We start from the raw sequence: 21,620 nt of genomic DNA on the forward strand, positions 1-21,620 counted from the left end.
CTCCTGGCGGTGTTGGCGCAGTTAGCATACCGCTCAGGGGACCCGTCTGCGGCCGGGTTGACGGGAGGAGAGCGTCGTGGAAAACGGTACTGGCAACGGGCTTCCCTGGGCGTCGGTCTTCGATTCGGCTGCCAACATGCGGGCGCTGACCGCGATCCAGGCCGAGGGTCTGCGCGCTGCGAGCACACTCGTCGACCGCTTCATCACGGCGGCCTCCGACAGCGTGAACACCTTTGGTGGGGCCGCGGGTTCGCGTTCGGCGCTCTCGGAGGACCAACGCGCCGACCTCTGGGGCGCCACCGATCTCGAACCCTTGCTGGCATCCTGGTGGAAATTGGTCGACCAGTTCGGCCGTGGGTTCGCCTCCGGAGACCGCGAGCCGCAGGGAACCGGTGACGGTCCGCCCGTCCTGGATGTCACTGCCGGATCGGCCACCGGCCGGATTGCCATCGGCTCGGTCCGCGGTGATACCGCCACCGCCGAGATCTGGCTGGACAACCGGGGCGTCGACGACGCCGGCGAGATCCGGTTGCGGATCGGCACCCTGGAATCAGACGGGGGCAGTGTCATCCCCGCCGTGGACGTCGACCTGCGTCCCGCCACAGTCGCGATGCCTGCGCGCTCGGGTCGCGGGGTCGTACTGCAGATCCACACCCGCGTGCCGCCCGGGGTGTATCGCGGGGTCCTCTTCACACAGGGACATCCCGACCTGTGGTTGCCGATCGAGCTCGCCGTGTCGGATCAACCGGAATGACTTCCACAGCCGACCGACCCGATCTCGTCGAGGATGTCGAGAACCGGTTGCGTCTGGTCGGTCGCGATGTCCGTCGCGCGATGCTCGATGCGATACCCGACGGTGAGCCCGTCCAATGGCTCTACGCGCCGATGCGGGAGTATCCGTTGCGACCGAGCAAGTCGTTGCGTCCGGCGTTGTGCCTGTCCAGCGGGCGGTGCTTCGGCGCGGATTCGTCGGCTCTGACCGGTATCGCCGTGGCGATCGAGCTGCTGCACAACGCTTTTCTCGTCCACGATGACATCGCCGACGGTAGTGAGATGCGCCGGGGTCGGCCCACGCTGATGGCCGCCTATGGCACGGCGGCGGCGCTCAACGCCGGCGACGCCCTCGCCATCGTGGCCAGCCAGGTGTTGCGGCGCGCCACCCGGCAGCTGGACCGCGGCCTGGCCGAGCAGGTGATGACGGAGTTCGACACCATGGCCCTGCGCACCCTGGAGGGTCAGGCCACCGAGCTCGGATGGCAGCTCGACAATGTCGAAAACCTCACACCGTCCGACTATCTCGACTTGATCATGCACAAGACCTGTTGGTACACCACCATCTACCCGTTGCGCGTCGGAGCCCTGGTCGGATCGAACGGCACCGCCGAGCTGGCACCGCTGATCCGGTTCGGATTCCACTTCGGGGCGGCATTCCAGATCCGCGATGACCTGCTCAATCTGATCGGCGAGGAAAAGACCTACGGCAAGGAGATCCTCGGCGATCTGTACGAGGGAAAGCGGACCTTGACGCTGGTACATCTGCTGGACGTGGCGCGCGGCCGCGACCGTGCGGTACTGCGCGATTATCTGCGCTGTGACCGGGCGGACCGGGACAAGGCCATGGTGTACAAGGTGCGCTCGTTGATGGACGACTACGGCAGCATCGCGTTCACCCGCGAGTACGCCGAAGGCATCCTGGTGGTGGCAGAAGGGTATTTCGAGCAGGCGTTCGCCGATGCCCGTCCGGGACCGGATCTGGATTTTCTTCGCGCTCTGGTGCCGTATGTATGGGCGCGCTGGCGCTAGAAACTCCCGCGTTCGGGTGATCCGGAACTGCGTTAGGGTCGAACCGGGGGTCAGATGGCGCGACGTTCGGTTTCACGGTTGGAGGTCAGCGGATACCGCTTCCTGACGCGCAGGATGGAATACGCGTTGGTGTGCCGGGACACCCGGATGCTCGACGATCCGATTCGCACCCAACTGCTTTCGCTGGCCTCGGGGATTGCCGTTGCCGCCATCGTGCTGGCGGTGTGTGCCGTGCTGGCGCTGCTGCGACCGCACGGCCCGCTGGGTGATGACCCCATCGTGGTCGTCAAGGAGTCCGGCGCGATGTACGTCCGGATCGGCGATACCGTCCATCCCACACCGAATTTGGCGTCCGCTCGGTTGATCGCCGGTACCCCGGCCCAGCCCCGCGTGGTCAGTGCTGCGATGCTCGACGATGCCCTGATCGGTCCCGCGGTCGGAATTGCGGGCGCCCCGGGCAGCATCGGGACAGCGCTGGATGTCGAGATGACCGCATGGACCGTCTGTGACGGCGCCCCCGAACGTGCCACCACCCTGCTCATAGGTGCCCCCGTCGCGCCGCCGGTCGCCCCGCCGATGCTGGTCACCGCCCGCGGATCGGCGCGCACCTACCTGCTGCACGACGGACGCAAGCGTGCGGTGGACCTCCGAGATCGCTCTGTCGTCGAGACGATGCGATTGGAAGGCGTTGTCCCACTCAATGTGTCGCGGGTGATGGTCGACATGTTGCGCGAGGCAACGAACCGCGCCACGGCCCCGACGGACGCGCCGGTGGGTGCGGAGTTCGGGGAGGTGCTCTGTGCGCAATGGCGCTGGACCGGAATCGGGCAGCCCCCCGAAACCACCTTCTTCACCGCAACCGCCGTACCCGCGGGGCCGTCAACTGTCGCTCTCGCACAATCCGACGGCCCGGGTCCACATATCGACGCGGTGTCGATCCCGCCGGGGCACAGTGTCTATGCCCGTGCCGCCGGATCGGCCGGGGACGGGTCGACGACCGGCCCGCGCTATCTGATCACCGGGACCGGGGCGGCTTTCGGCATACGTGACGACGAGTCGGCGGCTGCACTCGGGTTGCCGCAGGTGCCCGGTGCCGCGCCGTGGCCGGTGCTCGCCGTGCTACCGCGCGGACCCGAACTCGCCATCGACAGTGCCCTCCTGATGCGCGATGTCCTCACCCCGCCGTGACCTGACCGGTGGCAGCAGTCCCGCGCCGACGGCAAGGGCGGCGCACAAGGCCGCTCCGATAACCGCGAAACGGTTGCCGGGGCCGGCATGCGCCGACGCGGGTGGGTCCGCCGGGTGGGCGGTGCCGGTCTGCGCTTCACCGATGCCCTCCAGTGCGGCGAGCACATCGACGACCCCGTGCCCGATCAGCGGATCCCAGCCCGCGCCCGGGTGCCGCGCGGTGCTCTCGATCCGGTCCATCACCTGTCTGGCGGTCAGTTGCGGGGCCACCGACCGCAGCAGCGCCACCACCCCAGACACCACCGGGGTGGCATAGCTCGTTCCGGAAATCGGTTGTGGCCCTTCCTGTCCTGGCATCGCATCGACGGTCCCTTCGCCGGCCGGGCTCAACGACACCACGCCCTCGCCGGGGGCGGCGACATCCACCCACGGGCCGCCGAGGGTGAACCGCGACGGGCTGCCGTCGGTGTCGACCGAGCCGACGGTGAGCACCAGATCGTCATACCAGCTCGGGCTGACCACCACATCCACCCGATTCCAATCGGGTTCATGCCGACGAGCCGGGTCCGGGGTGGGGTTCTGCTTCGGGCAGGTGCCACGGCCGCCGACATTGCCTGCCGCCGCGACCACCACCACATTGCGTACGTCGACCGCGTAGGCCAGGGCCGCACCGAGTGCGCGGTCGTCGAGGTCGGTTGCGGCATCCAGGCATGCCACCGAGGCGATGTTGATGACCGTGGCCCCCTGGTCCGCCGCGCTGCGCACCGCGGCCGCGAGCGAATCGACATCGCCGATACCAGCGGGTGCGGCACCCTCGCTGTCACGGAACGTCATCGACGATTGCCGGATCGCCAGGATCGTCGCCTCCGGTGCGATACCCCCGAAACCCGATACCGGATCGTAGGTCGCGCCGACCAGTCCGGCCACGATGGTGCCGTGCCCGTCGCAATCCTGGGCGCCGTCCCCGGTCGACACGTAGTCGCCACCCGGCAGCAGACGAGGCAGCAGTCGATGCGGGTTCACGCCGGTGTCGATCACGGCGACCACCTGGCCCGCCCCGCGAGTTCGTGCCCAGGCTGCCTGCAGATCGGGCCGTCCAGGACGCACCGGCGGCGGCGTCGCGGGCAGCGCTACGCATGGTTGGGTCTGCTCGGTCCGGCCGCGTGGCGCGGCGGGCCCCGGAGCGGGTACCCGGGTCATGTCGATCGCCGGCGGTCCTACTGCGGCGGCCGGGGCGGCGATGACGACCGGTGCGATCACCATCATGATTACCGCGGCCATCCCGCCCACGCGCCTCATGGCAGACTCGTCGATCGGACGAGGTCGAATACGCCGCCCGCCCAACAGGCCAGCGGTATGACCGCCGCCGATGCCAGCGACTCGACAACATCACCAACCCTGGCAAGCAGCGGGTTTCCCGGTGCGCCCCGTCCCCGGTACCAGGCAGCCGCGCCGAACGCGGTGACCGCCGACCAGCCGGCATGGACCGGAACGGATATCGCCAACAGCACGAAACCGGCTGTCGCGCAGATCAATCCGGACCAGCCTACCGCGTGCCTACACCGCGGGTCGGCGTATGACCGCATCCGCAGCGATAGCACCACCGCAATCACCGCGACGAGTACCGCCGTCGCCGGCCATGTGTGCTGTTCCAACGCAGCGCTTGCCGCCACCGATATCGCCGCCACGGTGGCGGTCGCCGCGAACCCGGATACCAGACCGGCCAGGCGGTCCCTGGCGCGGTCGGCATGCAGGCCGGAAAGTGGCCGGCCGGGGCGGATGCCGTCGATGAGCAGGGCCAGGCGTCCCGACACGGCCAACCCACCCAGCGCCACCACCGCCAGGGTGGCGCCGTGGGTGGTCAGATCCATCGGCAACGCCAAGGCGGTGGCGGTCACCGCTGCGATGGCGGTGGCCCCTGCGGCGATGGCGGTGAACAACCGGGTGCCGTGCTCGCTGACCCGCAGCAGCATCACCGACACGGACGCACAGACCGCGGACGTCAGCAGCAGGTGTCCGGCACCGGGCCGGCCGGGAGTGGCGAGGAATGCCGCCGCGCCGGCGAACACGATGCACAGCAGCATGGTCCAGACGTGTCCGGTGCGCATCCCGATGCGCAGTGCACCGACCGCGACCACGGCCGCGAGGATCGCGGTGGCCGGCTGGCTCGCGCCGTTCACCCCGGACAGGACGAGGACGGCCGCGGCCGCGATGCCTGCAACGGTCCAACCGACCGCCGAACCTGTCGGCGGCGGCGGATCCAGTCCGGCCGCCGACAGGGTCACGCAGGCTTCCCCGGGCACCGGTCCCGGCGCGGCGGACTGTGCCGGTGCGAGCACGATGACATCCCCGTCGTGAACCCCGTTGTCGTGCAGGCTCCTCGACTCGTCGCAGCGGTCGCCGGTGATCCGGTCCAGTCGCCAGGCGGTCTGCGGCGGATCTGTCCCGACCACCAGCGCGACGATATCGGGGATGAGCAGCCCGAGCCCGGCATGTCGCGGTATGGACAGATCGACAGCGCGCGACGTGTGCGCACACTGAATCGTCACCCGGCACAACGGATCATCCATGACAGCCCCCCGATTCCCACCGTAATCGGAGCGCAGGCCATCGCCGCGCACCAGAATTCCGGTGGAACCGGACACCGTCGGGCTGCGTCAGTGGTGGCATGGAGTTCGTCAGCGACCACCGTGCACCGCCGCCGCCGGTGCCCTCGGGTGCGGTCCGGGTGCACACACCACCGGAGGTGCCCGCCGTGCCGCCGGTCAATCCGCTGGTGCGGTTGTTACCCGTCGTGATGCTCGTGGCGGCCGGCGGCATGGTGATTCTCTATCTGTCCGGCGACCGGCTACCCACCGCGCGCAGCCCCATGTACCTGGTGCTGCCCGTGATGATGCTCGTCTCCGTGCTCGCGACGGCGACCCACGGTATGCGTGGACGCAGCACCGAACTCGATGCGGTACGTCGTGACTACCTGCGCTACCTGGACGAGGTGGCCGGGGACGCGGCGGCCACCGCCGGTCATCAACGCGCCAACCTGTATTGGACACACCCGGATCCCGCCGCGCTGTGGACCGTCGTCGGTACCGCGCGAATGTGGGAGCGTCGTGCGAGCGACCCGGATTTCTGCCAGGTGCGAGTCGGCATCGGCCCGGCGGTCCTGGCGACACCGCTGATCGTCGAGGACGGTTCGCCGGTCGGTGAGACCGACCCGGTCACCCAGACCGCCCTGGATGCGCTGCTGGCAGCGCACGCAATCGTGCCGGGACTGCCGGTGGTCACCGAGCTGTCCGGCCACCTCGGTATCGGTGGTATCCCGGCCGGCGCCCGTGATCTGGCGCGGGCCATCGTCTGTCAACTTGCGGTATGGCACAGTCCGGCCGATATCCGGATCGTGGCGCGGGCCCGGGACGGTGACCGGTGCTGGGATTGGCTGAAATGGTTGCCGCACCACTCGACTGCGTCGAGCACGGCGCGCACGGTGCTGATCGTCGACGACGGCAAACCGGTCCCGGCGGGGACGGCCGAGATCGTGTTGGAACTCGGCGGGCGGGGTGACCGGCGGATCGAATCAGGGCCTGGCTCTGACGCATTGTCAGCCGAGCTGGCGCAGCTGTGCGCGCGCCGGCTGGCGCGGTGGCGCCCCGGCGCGGTGTGTTCGGGCGCGCCGGTACCCGGCTGGGCAGAATTGGTGGGAATGGGCGGTCCGTCCGACCCCTCGCCGGATCGGATCCCACTCCGCGTGCCGATCGGAACCGGCGACGGGCCTCGAAACCGCGGTGCGCCGGTATATCTGGACATCAAGGAGGCGGCCGAGGGTGGGATGGGCCCACACGGCCTGTGTGTCGGCGCCACCGGGTCGGGCAAGTCCGAGTTCCTGCGGACCCTCATCCTCGGGTTGGCCGCGACGCACACTTCCGACGAACTGAACTTGGCGCTGATCGACTTCAAGGGCGGGGCGACGTTTCTCGGATTCGAGCGGTTGTCTCATGTCGCCGCGGTGATCACCAATCTCGCCGAAGAGTCGCATCTGGTCAGCCGGATGCAGGCCGCACTGACCGGAGAGATGCAGCGCCGACAACAACTGCTGCGCGCGAGCGGTACCGGCAGCATCGCCGAGTACCGCCGTGCGCGCGAGGCCGGCCGCGAGCTGGTCGTGCTCCCGGTGCTGTTCCTGGTGATCGACGAGTTCTCCGAACTGCTCACCCAACATCCCGAGTTCGCCGAGGTGTTCCTTGCCGTCGGCAGGCTCGGCCGTTCGTTGGGGGTGCACCTGCTGCTGGCGAGTCAGCGCCTCGATGAGGGCAGGCTGCGCGGTCTTGAGACCCACCTTTCCTATCGGGTGTGTCTCAAGACGTTCTCCACCAGTGATTCTCGTTCTGTCATCGGAGTTCCCGACGCCTACGAATTGTCCGCCGAGCCGGGATCTGCCTACCTCAAGACCGTCGACGGCGATTTGGTGAGACTGCGAACCACCTATGTCTCCGGGCCGACACGACAAATTGCCGAGGAGCCGGTCGGCGTGGCGTTGTTCACCGCGGACCGTCCACCCGCCCCGCCGTCGGCCGGCAGCCCGCTGCAGGTACCCACCATTCTCGAAACCGTGCTGGATCGGCTGGCCGGTCGTGGACGCCCCGCGCACCGTATCTGGTTGCCGCCGTTGTGCGCGCCGCCGACGCTGACCGAACTGCTGGCCGAAAATGAGTGGCCGACGCTGACGGTGCCGATCGGTCTGGTGGACAACGCGTTCGAACAGCGTCGGGACCCACTCACTGTCGATCTGACCGGCGCCGGTGGGCATGTGGCGGTGGTGGGGGCGACCCGGTCGGGTAAGTCCACCGCGTTGTGCACCCTGCTGCTGGCCCTCGCGCTGCGGCACGGCCCCGGTGACATCCAGTTCTATTGCCTGGATTTCGGCGGGGGCGCCCTGGCGCGGCTGCGTGAGCTCCCTCATGTCGGGGTGCTTGCCGGACGTGATGAGCCAGAGCTCGTCGGTCGCACCATCTCGATGGTCCAGGCGCTGATCCGGCGGCGCGCGGCCCAGCCTGCGCGAGCAGACGGCTACGGCGAGGTCTTCCTTGTCATCGACGGCTGGGCGGCCCTGCGCCAGGATGGGGGCGCCGCCCAGGACGCGGTCACCGATATCGCGGCGCATGGTCTGGCTCACGGTGTGCACGTCGTGATCTCGGCGGCGCGGTGGGCCGAGCTTCGACCGGCACTCAAGGACCAGCTCGGCAGCCGGGTGGAACTGCGCCTCGGTGAGCCGGGGGAGTCCGAGATCCATCGGACGGCGGCCCGGCAATTGGCAGGCAGCCCGCCGGGAACCGTGCTCACCCGTGACGGGAATCTGGCCGCCTTGGCGTTGCCGTACCTGGACGCAGTCGACGTCGCCGGCTCCGTCCGCTCCGTCCTGGCCCGGCACCCCGGTCCTGCGGCACCCCCGGTGCGGTTGCTCCCGGCGCGCCTGGACCGGGAACGGCTACCCCGGTCGGTGCGCCCGCGGACACATGTCGTCATCGGTGTCGGTGAATCCGAACTCGGTGCGGCAACCGTCGATTTCACCGATCCGGCACATCTGATGGTGCTGGGCGACAGCGGTTGTGGGAAAACCGCGCTGCTGCGGACCCTGTGTACGCAATTGACGAAGGCGTGTGGGCCCGGCGAGGTGCAGCTCTATCTCGCCGACGTCCGGCGAACCCTGCTCGGAGTCGTCGATGGTGCTCATCTCGGTGGATACGCGATATCTGCGGCCATTCTCGGCGACCAGCTCCGGGGGCTGGTCGACATGCTGCGCGAACGACTGCCCGGGGCCTCGGTTTCTCAACAGGAGCTGCGGGACCGGTCCTGGTGGTCCGGACCGGAGGTCTACGTCATCGTCGACGACCACGATCTGCTGGCCACCGGCACCGACCCGTTGAACCAGCTGCTGGAATTCCTGCCCTATGCCAGGGATATCGGGCTGCACCTGGTCATCGCGCGCCGCGCCGGGGGAGCGGCGCGCGCACTCTACGATCCGGTGCCCGCGATGATGCGCGAGCTCGGTAGCACGGGGTTGGTGATGAGCAGCGCCACCGAGGAGGCCCCGTTGCTCGGCACCGTCCGACCCGTGGTGTTGCCGCCGGGGCGGGCGACGCTGGTGCTGCGCGGGACCGCCGTCGAACGCGTCCAGATCGCCTGGACCGATCCGCCGTGACGGTCGTCCTGGTGGTCGGCCCGGCCACTGTGCACGGATCTGTGCACGGATCGGTGCCGGTGTCCATCGATCTGGCAACGGCGGCGTGTGCAGCGATCGATGATCGATACACCATCGTCGATGACAGGCCGGTCGATGTCGACGACCTGTGGCGCACCGTTCTGCGGGTCGATGCCGAACGGACGGGTCCGGTACTGCTCATCTGTCCAGGATGGTGGCATCCGCGGCGAATCGACCGGATCCGTCGTGCCATCGGTGGTGAACCCGTTGTCCGGCAACGCCATACCGCGCATCGCAGGGTGGTGGATGTCATCGTCGAGATCGCCGAGGAGTTCGTCCTCGTCCGGGTCGGCGATCGGGTGGCGGCCTCGGTGCCGCGGGTCGGAGACACCGTCGCCGCGGAGGTCGCGGCACACATCACGGTGGGAGCGTCGGTTCTGCTCGACGCACCGATCGGGGTCTCCGGTGCCCGACGACTGGCCGAGACCATCGCCGGCGACGTACTGGCCGGTGGCCGCGATGCCGTCATCGTCGATGACCACGTGTTGGTGCGGGAGACCATCGGAGCGGCCCGGCCCCGACGGGTGCGCATGTCACCGGCCCTGGTCGGTGTCGCGGTGGTGGCGGTGTGCGTGATGTGGATGAGCTGGCGGGTGGACCGCCCACCTCCGGCGCAGGACGAGCTGGTGGTCGAGGGCCGGGTGGCGCTGCTGCTGCCCGCCGGATGGGAGCGTAGTCGCCTCGTCGATGGTCCGGGTTCGCCTCGGCTGCAGTCGATCTCGGCAGAGCATCCCGATGCGGCGATCCTGCTCACCCAGTCACCGGCCGGTCCGGACGCGGCCGGCGTGCTGGCTGCGGCGCTGGCGGTGCAACCCGACGGGGTTTTCACCGACTTTCGGCAGCATGACCGGCGCGCGGAACGCGATGTCATCAGCTATACCGAGAATCGACCCGGCCGGACGATCGAGTGGGTGGTGTTCACCGACGGACCGGTGCGGATCGCCATCGGTTGCCAACACCCCGAGCCGATCCGCAGCCAGTGCGACCTGGCGATGCGCTCGGCGCATGCGGCGTCGACCGACCGAAATCCGAAAAAGAGTGGAACCGGATGACCGTCAGCTGCGTCCAAGACAGATAGAGCACGTCTGACACCTGATGGCACTTACCGAGGAGGACACCCGAATGCCCGCTCTGACCACCGACCTGGACCTCATGCATGCGGTCTCAGGTCAGATCGACGCCCGCAACGATGAGATCCGGGCGATGCTCGGCTCGTTCATCGGACGGATGTGCAGCGTGCCGGCCTCGGTGTGGGGCGGTGCGGCGGCGGTGCGCTTCCGCGAGGTGGTGGACCGCTGGAATACCGAATCGATCGCGCTGCATGCCGCCCTGGGACGGATCGCCGAGACCATCCGCCTGAACGAACAGACCCTGCGGGAGGCCGCCGAAAGCCACTCACATCAGCTCGCCGCCGTCGCCAACCAGCTGTGAAGGACAAGCCATGGACATGATCCTGACCTACAACTTCGACGAGATCGAGCACACCGTGCGGCGGGAGATCCACACCGTCTCGGCCCGGCTCAATGCCGCCCTGGAGGAGCTGCGCGCGCAGATTGCCCCGCTTCAGCACACCTGGACCGCCCAGGCCGCCGAGGCCTATCGGGCCGAGCAGGTTCGGTGGAACCAGTCCGCGGCCGCGCTCAACGACATCCTGCTCCGGCTCGGCAACGCGGTCCGCGACGGCGCCGACGAGGTCTCGGCCACCGACCGGCGGGCCGCCGGCGCCTGGGGCTGACCGGGCCGGCCGAGGCCGTGCCGGACACGATTGCGACGCCCGGAGTCGACGAACACCGCTGCACTGTGACGCGGTCCACTATCCTGGCTGCAGAGTGCGGTGCGTCCGGCGATCGGCGCACCGCGGGGAGTGTGAGCATGGTGGTAGCAAGGACGTCCGGCAGCCGAGTGCAGCCGGCGAAGGTGCGTGCCGTCCACGACCTTTTCGTCGCAGGTCAGGTCGACGCGGCCTATCTCGACGCGGCTCCGCTGCGCCGGATCGTCGCCGAGAGCTGGCAGCGCAGTCTGGCGACCGGGGTGGACCCGGATACCGGCGGGCGGGCCACCGAGGCGGCCAAGGCCCTCGAGGATCTGCGTAGATCCCATCCGCTGGCGCCGACCCTGCCGCTGATCCGGCGGCTGCTGGTCGAGGATGCCGTCGACGCGGGTGTCGTGGTGGCCATCACCGCCGCCGACGGCACCCTGTTGTGGGTCGAGGGTGACAGCCGGGCCATCCGCAAGGCCGAGGCGATGAACTTCGTGCCGGGTACCGACTGGAGCGAGCACGCCGCCGGGACGAATGCGCCGGGAACCGCCCTGGCGCTGGACCGCGAACTACAGATCTGCGGTACCGAGCACTTCTCCCGGATCGTGCATCCGTGGAGTTGTACCGCCGTACCGGTTCACGATCCGCGCAGCGGTGCGCTGCTCGGAGCGATCGACCTGACCGGCGATCTGTCGGTCGCCACACCGCAGACGCTGGCGCTGGTCCGGGCCACCGCGGTTGCCGTCGAGAACCAACTGGCCCTGCTGCGACTGTCCGGTCCCGACGACGGCGCCAGGGAGGGGTCGATGTTGTCGGTGCTCGGTGCCGAACGACCGCGCTGGCAGGCCGGTTCCGCCGGCCCCGTCGTGCTCACCGGTCGCCATGCCGACATCCTGGTGCTGCTGATCCGTCATCCGGAGGGATTGAGCGCCGATCACCTGGCGATGCTGCTCGATGACAAGGATCTCGACGTCGTCACCATCCGTGCCGAGATGTCGCGGCTGCGCCGGGTCATCGGCGGTGACCACATCGCATCGCGCCCGTACCGACTGGTCGGGCCGGTGGCCAGTGACATGGGTGATGTGCTCGATGCCCTGGAGGCCGGGGATGTCGCGGGTGCGCTGTCGGCATATGCCGGTTCACTGCTGCCGCAGTCGGTGTCACCGGCCATCGCACGGTTGCGCACCGAATTGACCACCAGCCTGCGCGGTGCGGTGCTCGCCGAATCCGCCCGCGGAAACCTCGCGCTGTTGCGGCATTGGCTCGGTCTTCCGGACGGTCGGGACGACCGACGGGGCTGGCAGTTGCTCGCCGAGCACGGTGCCGTCGACCCCGTCGAACGGGCTCGCGCCCGGGCACATCTGATCGGACTCGACGCCGAACTCGGCTGAGTAAAACTGCGTTGCCAATTGCAACCGTCATGCAACGTTGCAACCCCTAGGTTGAGTGACGACCGACACACTCGAAAGTGTCCGAACGCAGGAGAATGCCATGACTGTTTACGCACGTCCGGGCGCAGAGGGCGCCCTGATGTCGTTCGACGCCCGCTATGACAACTACATCGGCGGCCAGTGGGTGGCCCCGAACGCGGGCCGCTACTTCGAGAACCGCACTCCCGTCACCGGTGAGGTGTTCTGCGAGGTCGCCCGCTCCGACGAGTCCGATATCGAGAAGGCTCTCGACGCCGCGCACGCCGCCGCGCCGGCCTGGGGTAAGAGCACCGCCGCCGAGCGCGCGATCATCCTCAACAAGATCGCCGACCGGATCGAGGAGAACCTCGAATCGATCGCGCTGGCCGAATCGTGGGACAACGGCAAGCCGATCCGCGAGACGCTCAACGCCGATATCCCGCTGGCCGTCGACCACTTCCGCTACTACGCCGGTGCCATCCGGGCGCAGGAGGGCTCGCTGTCGGAGATCGACAACGACACGGTGGCCTACCACTTCCACGAGCCGCTCGGCGTCGTCGGACAGATCATCCCTTGGAACTTCCCCATCCTGATGGCGGTCTGGAAGCTGGCACCCGCGCTGGCCGCGGGCAACGCCATCGTGCTCAAGCCCGCCGAGCAGACCCCGGTCTCGGTGCTCTACCTGATGTCGATCATCGGTGACCTGCTGCCCGCCGGTGTGCTCAACGTGGTCAACGGTTTCGGTGTCGAGGCTGGTAAACCGCTGGCCTCGTCCAACCGGATCGCCAAGATCGCCTTCACCGGTGAGACCACCACCGGCCGGCTGATCATGCAGTACGCCAGCCAGAACCTCATCCCGGTCACCCTGGAGTTGGGCGGAAAGAGCCCCAACATCTTCTTCAACGATGTCCTCGCCGCCAACGACGACTACCAGGACAAGGCGCTGGAGGGCTTCACGATGTTCGCCCTCAACCAGGGCGAGGTGTGCACCTGCCCGTCGCGCAGCCTGGTCCAGGCCGACATCTTCGACGAGTTCCTGGCGATGGCCGCCATCCGCACCAAGGCGGTGCGCCAGGGCGACCCGCTGGACACCGAAACGATGATCGGTGCGCAGGCCTCCAACGACCAGCTGGAGAAGATCCTGTCCTACATCGAAATCGGCAAGAGCGAAGGCGCACAGGTGATCACCGGCGGCGAGCGGGCAGATCTGGGCGGTGACCTCAACGGCGGTTACTACGTCGCCCCGACGATCTTCACCGGTCACAACAAGATGCGGATCTTCCAGGAGGAGATCTTCGGACCCGTTGTCGCGGTGACCTCGTTCAAGGACTACGACGATGCCATCGATCTGGCCAACGACACCCTCTACGGCCTCGGCGCCGGAGTGTGGAGCCGCGACGGTAACACCGCCTACCGCGCCGGCCGGGATATCAAGGCAGGCCGGGTGTGGACCAACTGCTACCACCAGTACCCGGCACATGCGGCGTTCGGCGGTTACAAGCAGTCCGGCATCGGACGTGAGAACCACCTGATGATGCTCGATCATTACCAGCAGACCAAGAACCTGCTGGTGTCTTACAGCAGCAAGGCGCAGGGCTTCTTCTAAACTGCACCCACGATCTCCGCGGGCGTGAGCTTGGGTTCGAAACTCCCCCCGATCTCCGGCTCAAGCTCACGTCCGCGGCTGCACCACCCTCAACTGCAAAAGAACCCATCTCGGCGTCAGGAGCAGCGTTGCCCAAATTCGTCGCGGCCATCGACCAAGGCACCACCAGCACCCGTGCGATGATCTTCGATCACGACGGAGCTGAGGTGGGACGCCACCAACTCGAGCACGAACAAATCATGCCGCAGGCGGGCTGGGTCGAGCACAACCCGGTGGAGATCTGGGAGCGCACCGCATCGGTGCTGACCTCGGCGCTCAACAAGACCAACCTGCAAGCCGAAGATATTGCGGCACTGGGCATCACGAACCAACGTGAAACCACGCTGGTGTGGAACCGACACACCGGGCGCCCGTACTACAACGCCATCGTCTGGCAGGACACCCGCACCGACCGCATCGCCACCGCACTCGATCGCGACGGCCGCGGCGACGTGATCCGGCAGAAGGCCGGCCTGCCGCCGGCGACCTACTTCTCCGGCGGCAAGATCCAATGGATCATCGAAAACGTCGAAGGGGTACGGGAGGCCGCCGAAAGCGGCGATGCGATCTTCGGCAACAGCGACAGCTGGGTGGTGTGGAACCTGACCGGCGGCCCCCGCGGTGGTGTGCACGTCACCGACGTCACCAACGCCAGTCGCACCATGCTGATGAACCTGGAGACCTTGGACTGGGACGACGAATTGTTGTCCTTCTTCGGGATTCCGCGCCAGATGCTGCCCCAGATCCGGCCGTCGTCATCACCGGAGCCCTACGGGATGACGCTGGCCACCGGTCCGATGGGCGGCGAGGTACCGGTCACCGGCATCCTCGGCGACCAGCAGGCGGCCATGGTCGGGCAGGTGTGTCTGAAGGCCGGCGAGGCCAAGAACACCTACGGCACAGGTAACTTCCTGCTGCTCAATACCGGTGAGAAGATCGTCCGATCCGAGAACGGGCTGCTGACCACGGTGTGTTACCAGTTCGGCGACGCGAAACCGGTGTACGCACTGGAAGGTTCGATCGCGGTGACCGGTTCGGCCGTGCAGTGGTTGCGCGACCAACTCGGCATCATCAGCGGTGCGGCGCAGAGCGAATCACTGGCCCGGCAGGTGGAGGACAACGGCGGGGTCTACTTCGTTCCGGCGTTCTCCGGCCTGTTCGCCCCGTACTGGCGTTCGGACGCGCGCGGCGCGGTGGTGGGACTCAGCCGCTTCAACACCAACGCTCACCTGGCCAGGGCGACCCTGGAGGCGATCTGTTACCAGAGTCGCGATGTGATCGACGCAATGGAAGCCGATTCCGGTGTACACCTCGATGTCTTGAAGGTCGACGGCGGTATCACCGCGAATTCGCTGTGCATGCAGATCCAGGCCGATGTCCTCGGTGTCGACGTGGTCAAGCCGGTCGTCGCCGAGACCACCGCGCTGGGTGCCGCGTATGCCGCGGGGTTGGCGGTCGGGTTCTGGGACAACCCTGATGACCTGCGCGCGAACTGGCAGGAGGGGCAGCGCTGGAGCCCGCAATGGTCCGAGCAGCAGCGCGATGACGGATACGCGGGCTGGCAGAAGGCCGTCAAGCGCACGCTCGACTGGGTCGACGTCTCCTAGCCTGCCGAAACGGTAGTCAGGCGAAGACATTTCAGCCCTGCGGATCCGGCGATCCGCAGGGCTGAAATGTGTTGAGACTCAGAGCGCGGCGACGCCGGCCTCGGCCACCGTGACGTCCTGTTCGACACTGCCGGCACTCACCCCGATCGCGCCGACCACCACGTCGTCGACGACCAGCGGGATGCCCCCGCCGAAGATGACCAGTCCGCCGCTGGTCTGCTCAAGGCCGTAGAGTTCGGCGCCGGGCTGGGCCAGCGGCATCAGGGCGCTGGTCGGAGCGTTCATCAGGATCGACGTCCGTGCCTTGCGGGTCGAGATGTCGATGCTCGCCTTGATGGCGCCGTCCATCCTGGCGAACGCGATCAGATGCCCGCCGTCGTCGACGACGGCGATGTTCATCGGTTGGCCGATCTCGTGGGCCTTGGCAATGGCGGCCTCCAGGACCGCCTGCGCTTTCTGTAGGGGTAGCGAGGTCATCTAGGGCCTTTCGGAACAGGTTCGGCTGCAGGCAAATCGGGCAGCATCAGGCAGGATTGATGGCACTGACGATTCTAGAGCGCGGCCGGCGGTGGGGGACAGGTTCGCCACCGGCCGATGACCGGTCCTAATCGAAAGTTCAGTATGGCGGACAGTAAATCGGTTGGTAGCTCGGGTGAATCATCACATCGGCGGCGCGGGCGCGAATACTTTTCCCTTGAATCGTCATCGCGATCGGGGCCCGTCAGGAGGATTGCTGTCAGTGTCCAATATCGACATCTTCATTTGGGAGTTCCTCGGCACGGCGGTGCTGTGCCTCATCGGTAACGGTTCGGTTGCCGCCGTCGTCCTGAAGAATTCCTACTCGCACGGCGGCGGGGGAGACTGGCTGGTCATCGTATTGGGTTGGGGCTTCGGGGTGTTCACCGGAGCCAGTATCGCCAGCCCGGCGGGTGGGCACATCAACCCGGCGGTGACACTGGCAGTGGCGATATCCGGCGACGTGCCGTGGTCGAGCGTGCCGGTCTACTGGGCCGCACAGCTCGCCGGCGGCTTCGTCGGCGCGGTACTGGGCTGGGCGGTGTTCAAGCTGCAGTACGACAACAACGATGACAACAGCGGCACCCGCGGAATCTTCTGCACATATCCGGCGGTCCGCAACATCCCGTGGAACATCGTCACCGAGGTCATCGCGACCTTCGTGCTGATCTTCTGGGTGTTGACCAATCCCGCGGATGTCAACAGCGGATTGGGTTATGCGGCGGTCACGTTCGTGGTCATGGCGATCGGATTCGGGCTCGGTGGGCCGACCGGTTACGCGATCAACCCCGCCCGTGACCTCGGTCCGCGCATCGCCTACGCCATCCTGCCGATCAAGGGCAAGTCCGATGCCGGCTGGGATTACGCCTGGGTGCCGGTGGTCGCACCGCTGATCGGTGCAGGCCTGGCCGCAGGCCTCGCCCTGGCCATCGTCTGAACCGGCACAGTCTGAACCGGCACAGTCTGACCTGACACAGTCTGAACCAAGTGAGTGCGGGGTACACACCATGGCAGTGCATTTGACCAGGATCTACACCAGGACCGGTGATGCCGGGACGACCGCGCTGGGGGATATGTCGCGGGTCGCGAAGGCAGATGTCCGGGTCGGCGCCTACGCCGACTGCGACGAGACCAACGCGGTGATCGGAATGGCCATCGCCGCCGGCGGTGTGGGTCCGGCCACCCGGGCGGTGCTGCAGCACATCCAGAACGATCTGTTCGATGTGGGCGCGGATCTGTGCACCCCGATCACGCCGGACCCGGAGTATCCTCCGCTGCGGGTCACCGACGAACAGGTGTCGCAGCTGGAATCCTGGTGCGACGAGTTCAACGCGGGCCTGGCCAAGCTGAGCAGCTTCATCCTGCCTGGTGGCAGCACGGCCTCGGCCCATCTGCATCACGCTCGCACGGTCGCCCGCCGCGCCGAACGCAGCGCCTGGATGTTGGCAGGGGAGGCAGAGGTCAACGATGCGGCCCTGCGGTACCTGAACCGGCTGTCCGATCTGCTGTTCATCCTGGCCCGCGTGGAGAATCCCGGGGGCGATGTGCTCTGGCAGCCCGGCGGCGAGCGTGCCGCGTCGGTTCCGCGTGACGAGGAGAGATGACATGAGCGCACGACAGGCGATCGCGGAGTGGAACGGCGCATTGGTGACCGGTTCCGGCACGATCGAGCTGGCCACCTCCGGGCAGGGGCAATTTCCCTACTCGCTGCCGGCCCGGGCCGCCGACGCCGCCACGATGACCTCGCCCGAGGAATTGTTGGCCGCGGCATACGCGTCCTGTTACGCCATGCAGTTGACCGCGTTGCTCGACGCGGGCCCCGATGACCCGGTCGGCCTGCACGTCGAGGTGGTGGTGACCCAGGGCGGTCCGGAGGTCGACTTCGGCATCGCCGACGTGGCGCTGACGGTACGCGGCCGCGGTATCGGCCGCAGCGCAGAAGAATTCGTCGAACTCGCACAACAGGCGGCCCAGGTCTGCCCGGTCGGCCGCGCACTGGCCACGGTGCCCAAGACCGTGGACGCCGCCCTCCAGAACTGAACCGCGGGAGCGGGTCAGGCGTGGGTCTGGGCGACCCGCTGCGCCGGCGCCCGGCCGGGCACGAACCCGGCGACCGCGCCGATGACCGTTGTCGCGGGCGGTTCGATACCCGCCGCGCGGGCCAGCCCGGCGATGGTGCCCAGCGTGCCGCGCACCTCGTGCTGGCTGGACAGGCTGCCGTCGGCGACGACCGCGGCCGGGGTGGCCGGGTCCATCCCCGCCGCGGTCAACGCCGTGGCGATGGAGGCCAGGTTGGCGACCGCCATCATCAACACCAACGTCGTATTGGCCTGTGCCAGGGCGGCGTAGTCGACGGTGCACTCGGGATGGCCGGGGGGCACATGGCCGGACACCACGGTGAAACCTTGGGTGAGCCCGCGATGGGTGACCGGGATCAGGGCCGATGCCGGTGCGGCGATCGCCGAGCTGACGCCCGGGATCACCTCGACCGGCACTCCCGCCTGGACGCAATGGTCGAGCTCCTCGCCGCCGCGGCCGAAGACGAACCCGTCACCCCCCTTGAGACGCACCACCACCTGGCCGTCGAGTGCCCGGGAGACCAGCAGCGCATTGATATCCCATTGTTCGGTGCGCCGCCCACCGGGGATCTTCGACACGTCGATGATGTCGGCATGCGGGGCAAGCCGTTTCAACGCACCGACGGGGGCGAGCCGATCGGTGACGACGGTATCGGCGGCGACGATGGCGTCCCGGCCGGCGACGGTGAGCAGGCTGGGATCGCCGGGGCCGCCTCCGACCAGGATCACCCGGCCCATGCCCGGCCGCCCGGTGCGCTGTCCGGTCGGTCCGTTGTCGACGACGCAGAGCACCGCAAGCTCGCGTGCCGTCTCGGCGATCCACCGATTGTGGTCGTCGTCATCGGTGGAGGCGAAAATCATTGCCGCCGAATCGATATCGCCGGGCTGAATGCTCCGGTACAGGACGGTGGCCAGGCCCCGCTCGGCGAGGTCGCTCAGATACGGCGTGGCGTGCGTGCCGATCACCGTGACCAACGCGCCCGCCTCGATCAGTTCGGCCACGGTGACGGCCGCGCGCGCGGTGGCTCCGACGACCGTCACCCGGTGTCCGCGTAACGCCAGTTCGACCGGCAGCGTGCACGGCACCCGCGTCGAGGGTGAGCTCGTGGTCATCGTCGGATTCCTCGGGTCGTGGTGGTCGGCAGGTGTCGTGTCGGGGGCTGCCTCACCCCGTGGTGTCCCCACCGCGCAGGGCCGCCGCGATCAGCGCGGCGCGTTTGTGCACCCCGAACTTGTTCATGATGTTGTGCAGGTGGAACTTGACCGTCGCCTCGGAGACGAACAACCGGCCCGCGATGGTGCGATTGTCCAGGCCTTCGACCAGCTCGTTGAGGACGTCTCGTTCACGGGCGGTGAGCAGTCTGGTGTCGCCCGCTGTGCGGGGCACCGCCGGGGAGCGTAACTCGGAGATCAGTGATTGCACGCTGAGCGAGTCGAGGGCAGGCTGCCCGCTGACGACCTTGGCGAAGGTGGCGCGCAGCTCGGTGGCCGATGAGCGGCGGTCCACCAGGGCGTCGGCACCGGCACGCAGGAGCTCGACGGTGTTGTAATCGGCGTGCTCACTGTCGGTCACCACGACCACCTTCACCGCGCTGTCGAGTTCGGTCAGCAAATCGATCAATGTGCCTGCCGGTGGCATTCCCAGGATCAGCAGTTCGGGTTGCAGCTGGCGGATGCGTTCGACGAGTTCGGGACCGTGTCGAAGATCACCGACGAATTGGATCTCCTCGATGCAGGACATCACGTGTGTCAATCCGTGCCGAACCAGTTCGTCATCGAGGACAAGGGTTGTCCGCAGTCGTTGGTGATCAGTCAAATCACCACGAGCAGAGGCTATTTCGTATGTGTTGCTGGTGCCACGGCGGCGTCGTGGCGGTGGAATCGGGACGTATCGGTGGGGTGACAAACTCATGACTGACTCCGTCCTGCCATTGGCGGCCGAAGGATAGCGATGATGGCGTTGCAGCAACGTTGCATGCGTCGTGCTGCCGCACCGACTCACGATCGCGCAACGGGCAGGACGCAATCTCCGCAGAGCCCGCCGCCGGGTGCCTGATAGAACAGGCAGCAACTGTTCCTGGTGAACGTGCCCCGTCCGAAATCGCCGGTGTCACGCAGTGGGGCATGACGGGTCAACGCGGCGACCAGTTCCCTGCCTGCGGGTTCGAGGTCGGGGCGGGTCATCGCCAGGACGGTGACCGCGCCGTTGGCCGCCGATGTCAGATTGCCCAGCGCCACCCGGGTCGGGAGCCCGGCCACCGAACGCAGCGCGTGATGCAACGGGTCGAAGAGATCGGGCAGTAGCGCGCAGATCGCCGCGCCGGCAGCTGCCGGACCCGCGGTGACCCGTAGTCCGTCGACGGTGGTGCCGAAATCCGGGTGGTGCGCGCTGACCCGATAGAACACGTTGTCCGGCAGGAGGATCGGAATGCGTTGATGGCACAGTGCCGAACCGACCAGCGGCGACAGCAGCCGCGCGGCGACACCCAAGTGGAACGATGATGCGGCCACCCGCACCGGGATCGACTCGATGTCGACCGCCATCGATGCCGCGATCGCTGCCCTGGTTGCCGCGACGAACCAGTGCGTCGTCTCCGGGTCCGCCAACTGCGCGAGCTCCACAGAGTCGGGATCATCCCGGGTCTTCAGTGCGAAGTACCCGCCGAGCCGCGGCAGCTCGGAAAGGGCATCGACGACTGTGTGGCGACTGTCCATCAGGCACCGACCCTAGCCACAATCGGCCGCCGCCCGTGATCGCGTCCGCGCATTCCGGTGCCGACAACTAGCCGAACGGTCAGTGCGATGCCCTCCGGGTGGACGGTGCAACCCTCGTGCAACGTGACGGGCGACACAATGGGCGATACGTGCCGGCGACACGTCACACACCCCGCGGCGGAGCGCCTCCCGCCCCGAACCTTTGGGAGAGTTCATGACGGAACCAAACCTGGACCCGGCGGTGGACTACCCGCTGAGCGTGCATCGCAGCGATCTGCTGTTCACGCCGACCGGTAAGCCGTTCGACGCCGTGACGATGGATGCGGTGATCGCCGGTGATATCGAGGCCGCCGATCTGCGCATCACCCCGGAGGCGCTGCGCCTGCAGGCGCAGATCGCCGAGAAGGCCGGGCGCACCCAGATCGGGGCGAACATGCGGCGGGCCGCCGAGATGACGGCCATCTCCGACGAGCGGGTCTTGCAGATCTACAACGCGCTGCGCCCCAACGCATCGACGAAGGCCGAACTGGACGCCATCGCCGACGAACTGCTCGACACCTACAACGCCGAGCATCTGGCCACGTTGGTGCGTGAGGCCGCCGAAGTCTACGAACGCCGCGACATCTTGGCCGAAAGCGAATAGGAGC

Annotated in this window: 20 protein-coding genes; 14 read left to right on the plus strand and 6 right to left on the minus strand. The window is 67.7% G+C overall.

Going from position 1 to position 21,620, the window contains the following annotated elements; genetic code table 11:
- Window positions 1-76: 76 nt before the first annotated feature.
- The 3 genes from IC40_RS0109775 to eccB are packed head-to-tail and all read left to right on the plus strand — an operon-like array spanning window position 77 to window position 2,991.
- Window positions 77-754 carry a hypothetical protein gene (locus IC40_RS0109775; protein WP_030134529.1) on the plus strand — a complete coding sequence of 226 codons (678 nt, stop codon included), beginning with the start codon at window positions 77-79 and terminating at the stop codon, window positions 752-754.
- On the plus strand, window positions 751-1,803 hold the full coding sequence (locus IC40_RS0109780) for a polyprenyl synthetase family protein (protein ID WP_030134530.1): 1,053 nt from the start codon (window positions 751-753) through the stop codon (window positions 1,801-1,803). The genes IC40_RS0109775 and IC40_RS0109780 overlap by 4 nt, the downstream gene beginning before the upstream one ends.
- A gap of 54 nt (window positions 1,804-1,857) precedes the next feature.
- Window positions 1,858-2,991 carry a type VII secretion protein EccB gene (eccB, locus tag IC40_RS0109785; protein ID WP_030134531.1) on the plus strand — a complete coding sequence of 378 codons (1,134 nt, stop codon included), beginning with the start codon at window positions 1,858-1,860 and terminating at the stop codon, window positions 2,989-2,991.
- Here eccB and mycP read toward each other — a convergent pair.
- Complete coding sequence (mycP, locus tag IC40_RS0109790) at window positions 2,923-4,290, minus strand: type VII secretion-associated serine protease mycosin (RefSeq protein ID WP_036469667.1); 1,368 nt, start codon at window positions 4,288-4,290, stop codon at window positions 2,923-2,925. The two genes, eccB and mycP, sit on opposite strands and share 69 nt — an antisense overlap.
- Window positions 4,287-5,540 carry a type VII secretion integral membrane protein EccD gene (eccD, locus tag IC40_RS0109795; protein WP_157837313.1) on the minus strand — a complete coding sequence of 418 codons (1,254 nt, stop codon included), beginning with the start codon at window positions 5,538-5,540 and terminating at the stop codon, window positions 4,287-4,289. Before eccD ends, mycP begins: the two co-directional genes overlap by 4 nt.
- Window positions 5,541-5,659: 119 nt before the next feature.
- Between eccD and eccCb the strand changes: the two genes are divergently transcribed.
- The 7 genes from eccCb to glpK all read left to right on the plus strand — a co-directional run bounded on the left by eccCb (window position 5,660) and on the right by glpK (window position 15,664).
- Window positions 5,660-9,184, plus strand: coding sequence for a type VII secretion protein EccCb (gene eccCb, locus IC40_RS0109800; protein WP_030134534.1), 3,525 nt, complete (start codon window positions 5,660-5,662; stop codon window positions 9,182-9,184).
- On the plus strand, window positions 9,181-10,296 hold the full coding sequence (locus tag IC40_RS0109805) for a type VII secretion-associated protein (RefSeq protein ID WP_030134535.1): 1,116 nt from the start codon (window positions 9,181-9,183) through the stop codon (window positions 10,294-10,296). Before eccCb ends, IC40_RS0109805 begins: the two co-directional genes overlap by 4 nt.
- A 70-nt stretch (window positions 10,297-10,366) precedes the next feature.
- Window positions 10,367-10,675: a WXG100 family type VII secretion target gene (locus IC40_RS0109810; protein ID WP_030134536.1), complete on the plus strand. Its 309-nt coding sequence runs from the start codon at window positions 10,367-10,369 to the stop codon at window positions 10,673-10,675.
- A 10-nt stretch (window positions 10,676-10,685) separates the two neighbouring features.
- Entirely contained in the window at window positions 10,686-10,979 is a 294-nt protein-coding gene (locus IC40_RS0109815; RefSeq protein WP_030134537.1) for a WXG100 family type VII secretion target, read from the plus strand.
- A 137-nt stretch (window positions 10,980-11,116) separates the two neighbouring features.
- Window positions 11,117-12,394: a helix-turn-helix domain-containing protein gene (locus tag IC40_RS0109820; RefSeq protein WP_030134538.1), complete on the plus strand. Its 1,278-nt coding sequence runs from the start codon at window positions 11,117-11,119 to the stop codon at window positions 12,392-12,394.
- 100 nt (window positions 12,395-12,494) lie between these two features.
- The gene (exaC, locus tag IC40_RS0109825; protein ID WP_030134539.1) at window positions 12,495-14,018 is read left to right on the plus strand and encodes an acetaldehyde dehydrogenase ExaC; all 1,524 of its coding nucleotides are present in this window, start codon (window positions 12,495-12,497) and stop codon (window positions 14,016-14,018) included.
- Window positions 14,019-14,146: 128 nt separating this feature from the next.
- Window positions 14,147-15,664 (plus strand): glycerol kinase GlpK, encoded by a 1,518-nt coding sequence (gene glpK, locus IC40_RS0109830; RefSeq protein WP_030134540.1) that lies wholly within the window; start codon window positions 14,147-14,149, stop codon window positions 15,662-15,664.
- A 78-nt stretch (window positions 15,665-15,742) separates the two neighbouring features.
- On the opposite strand, the gene IC40_RS0109835 is transcribed toward glpK, so the two are convergent.
- A complete protein-coding gene (locus tag IC40_RS0109835; protein ID WP_030134541.1) occupies window positions 15,743-16,141 on the minus strand; it encodes a GlcG/HbpS family heme-binding protein in 399 nt (132 codons plus the stop codon).
- Window positions 16,142-16,403: 262 nt separating this feature from the next.
- Between IC40_RS0109835 and IC40_RS0109840 the strand changes: the two genes are divergently transcribed.
- From IC40_RS0109840 to IC40_RS0109850, 3 genes are all read left to right on the plus strand, one after another.
- Window positions 16,404-17,117, plus strand: coding sequence for an MIP/aquaporin family protein (locus tag IC40_RS0109840; protein ID WP_019512329.1), 714 nt, complete (start codon window positions 16,404-16,406; stop codon window positions 17,115-17,117).
- A gap of 70 nt (window positions 17,118-17,187) precedes the next feature.
- The gene (locus IC40_RS0109845; RefSeq protein WP_030134542.1) at window positions 17,188-17,784 is read left to right on the plus strand and encodes a cob(I)yrinic acid a,c-diamide adenosyltransferase; all 597 of its coding nucleotides are present in this window, start codon (window positions 17,188-17,190) and stop codon (window positions 17,782-17,784) included.
- A gap of 1 nt (window position 17,785) precedes the next feature.
- The gene (locus IC40_RS0109850; protein ID WP_030134543.1) at window positions 17,786-18,220 is read left to right on the plus strand and encodes an OsmC family peroxiredoxin; all 435 of its coding nucleotides are present in this window, start codon (window positions 17,786-17,788) and stop codon (window positions 18,218-18,220) included.
- Window positions 18,221-18,234: 14 nt separating this feature from the next.
- On the opposite strand, the gene cobA is transcribed toward IC40_RS0109850, so the two are convergent.
- The 3 genes from cobA to IC40_RS0109865 form a co-directional block, all read right to left on the minus strand.
- Entirely contained in the window at window positions 18,235-19,371 is a 1,137-nt protein-coding gene (gene cobA / locus IC40_RS26465) for a uroporphyrinogen-III C-methyltransferase (protein ID WP_081843379.1), read from the minus strand.
- A gap of 52 nt (window positions 19,372-19,423) precedes the next feature.
- Window positions 19,424-20,074 carry a LuxR C-terminal-related transcriptional regulator gene (locus IC40_RS26840; protein WP_157837314.1) on the minus strand — a complete coding sequence of 217 codons (651 nt, stop codon included), beginning with the start codon at window positions 20,072-20,074 and terminating at the stop codon, window positions 19,424-19,426.
- Between the two features lie 182 nt (window positions 20,075-20,256).
- Window positions 20,257-20,973: a (2Fe-2S)-binding protein gene (locus IC40_RS0109865; protein WP_030134546.1), complete on the minus strand. Its 717-nt coding sequence runs from the start codon at window positions 20,971-20,973 to the stop codon at window positions 20,257-20,259.
- A gap of 214 nt (window positions 20,974-21,187) precedes the next feature.
- Between IC40_RS0109865 and IC40_RS0109870 the strand changes: the two genes are divergently transcribed.
- On the plus strand, window positions 21,188-21,616 hold the full coding sequence (locus IC40_RS0109870; protein ID WP_030134547.1) for a diol dehydratase small subunit: 429 nt from the start codon (window positions 21,188-21,190) through the stop codon (window positions 21,614-21,616).
- The last annotated feature ends 4 nt before the right edge of the window (window positions 21,617-21,620 follow it).

Origin of the sequence: Mycolicibacterium neoaurum ATCC 25795 (assembly GCF_000691525.1) — a bacterium.
GTDB classification, from domain to species: domain Bacteria; phylum Actinomycetota; class Actinomycetes; order Mycobacteriales; family Mycobacteriaceae; genus Mycobacterium; species Mycobacterium neoaurum.

Bases quoted from the DNA above. Each gene is read 5' to 3' on its own strand.
- IC40_RS0109810 (WP_030134536.1), top strand. From the start codon at position 10,367: ATGCCCGCTCTGACCACCGACCTGGACCTCATGCATGCGGTCTCAGGT.
- IC40_RS0109865 (WP_030134546.1), bottom strand. From the start codon at position 20,973: ATGGACAGTCGCCACACAGTCGTCGATGCCCTTTCCGAGCTGCCGCGG.
- IC40_RS0109845 (WP_030134542.1), top strand. From the start codon at position 17,188: ATGGCAGTGCATTTGACCAGGATCTACACCAGGACCGGTGATGCCGGG.
- eccB (WP_030134531.1), top strand. From the start codon at position 1,858: ATGGCGCGACGTTCGGTTTCACGGTTGGAGGTCAGCGGATACCGCTTC.
- IC40_RS0109835 (WP_030134541.1), bottom strand. From the start codon at position 16,141: ATGACCTCGCTACCCCTACAGAAAGCGCAGGCGGTCCTGGAGGCCGCC.
- IC40_RS0109815 (WP_030134537.1), top strand. From the start codon at position 10,686: ATGGACATGATCCTGACCTACAACTTCGACGAGATCGAGCACACCGTG.
- eccCb (WP_030134534.1), top strand. From the start codon at position 5,660: ATGGAGTTCGTCAGCGACCACCGTGCACCGCCGCCGCCGGTGCCCTCG.
- IC40_RS0109850 (WP_030134543.1), top strand. From the start codon at position 17,786: ATGAGCGCACGACAGGCGATCGCGGAGTGGAACGGCGCATTGGTGACC.
- IC40_RS0109780 (WP_030134530.1), top strand. From the start codon at position 751: ATGACTTCCACAGCCGACCGACCCGATCTCGTCGAGGATGTCGAGAAC.
- mycP (WP_036469667.1), bottom strand. From the start codon at position 4,290: ATGAGGCGCGTGGGCGGGATGGCCGCGGTAATCATGATGGTGATCGCA.
- IC40_RS0109820 (WP_030134538.1), top strand. From the start codon at position 11,117: ATGGTGGTAGCAAGGACGTCCGGCAGCCGAGTGCAGCCGGCGAAGGTG.
- exaC (WP_030134539.1), top strand. From the start codon at position 12,495: ATGACTGTTTACGCACGTCCGGGCGCAGAGGGCGCCCTGATGTCGTTC.
- IC40_RS0109870 (WP_030134547.1), top strand. From the start codon at position 21,188: ATGACGGAACCAAACCTGGACCCGGCGGTGGACTACCCGCTGAGCGTG.
- cobA (WP_081843379.1), bottom strand. From the start codon at position 19,371: ATGACCACGAGCTCACCCTCGACGCGGGTGCCGTGCACGCTGCCGGTC.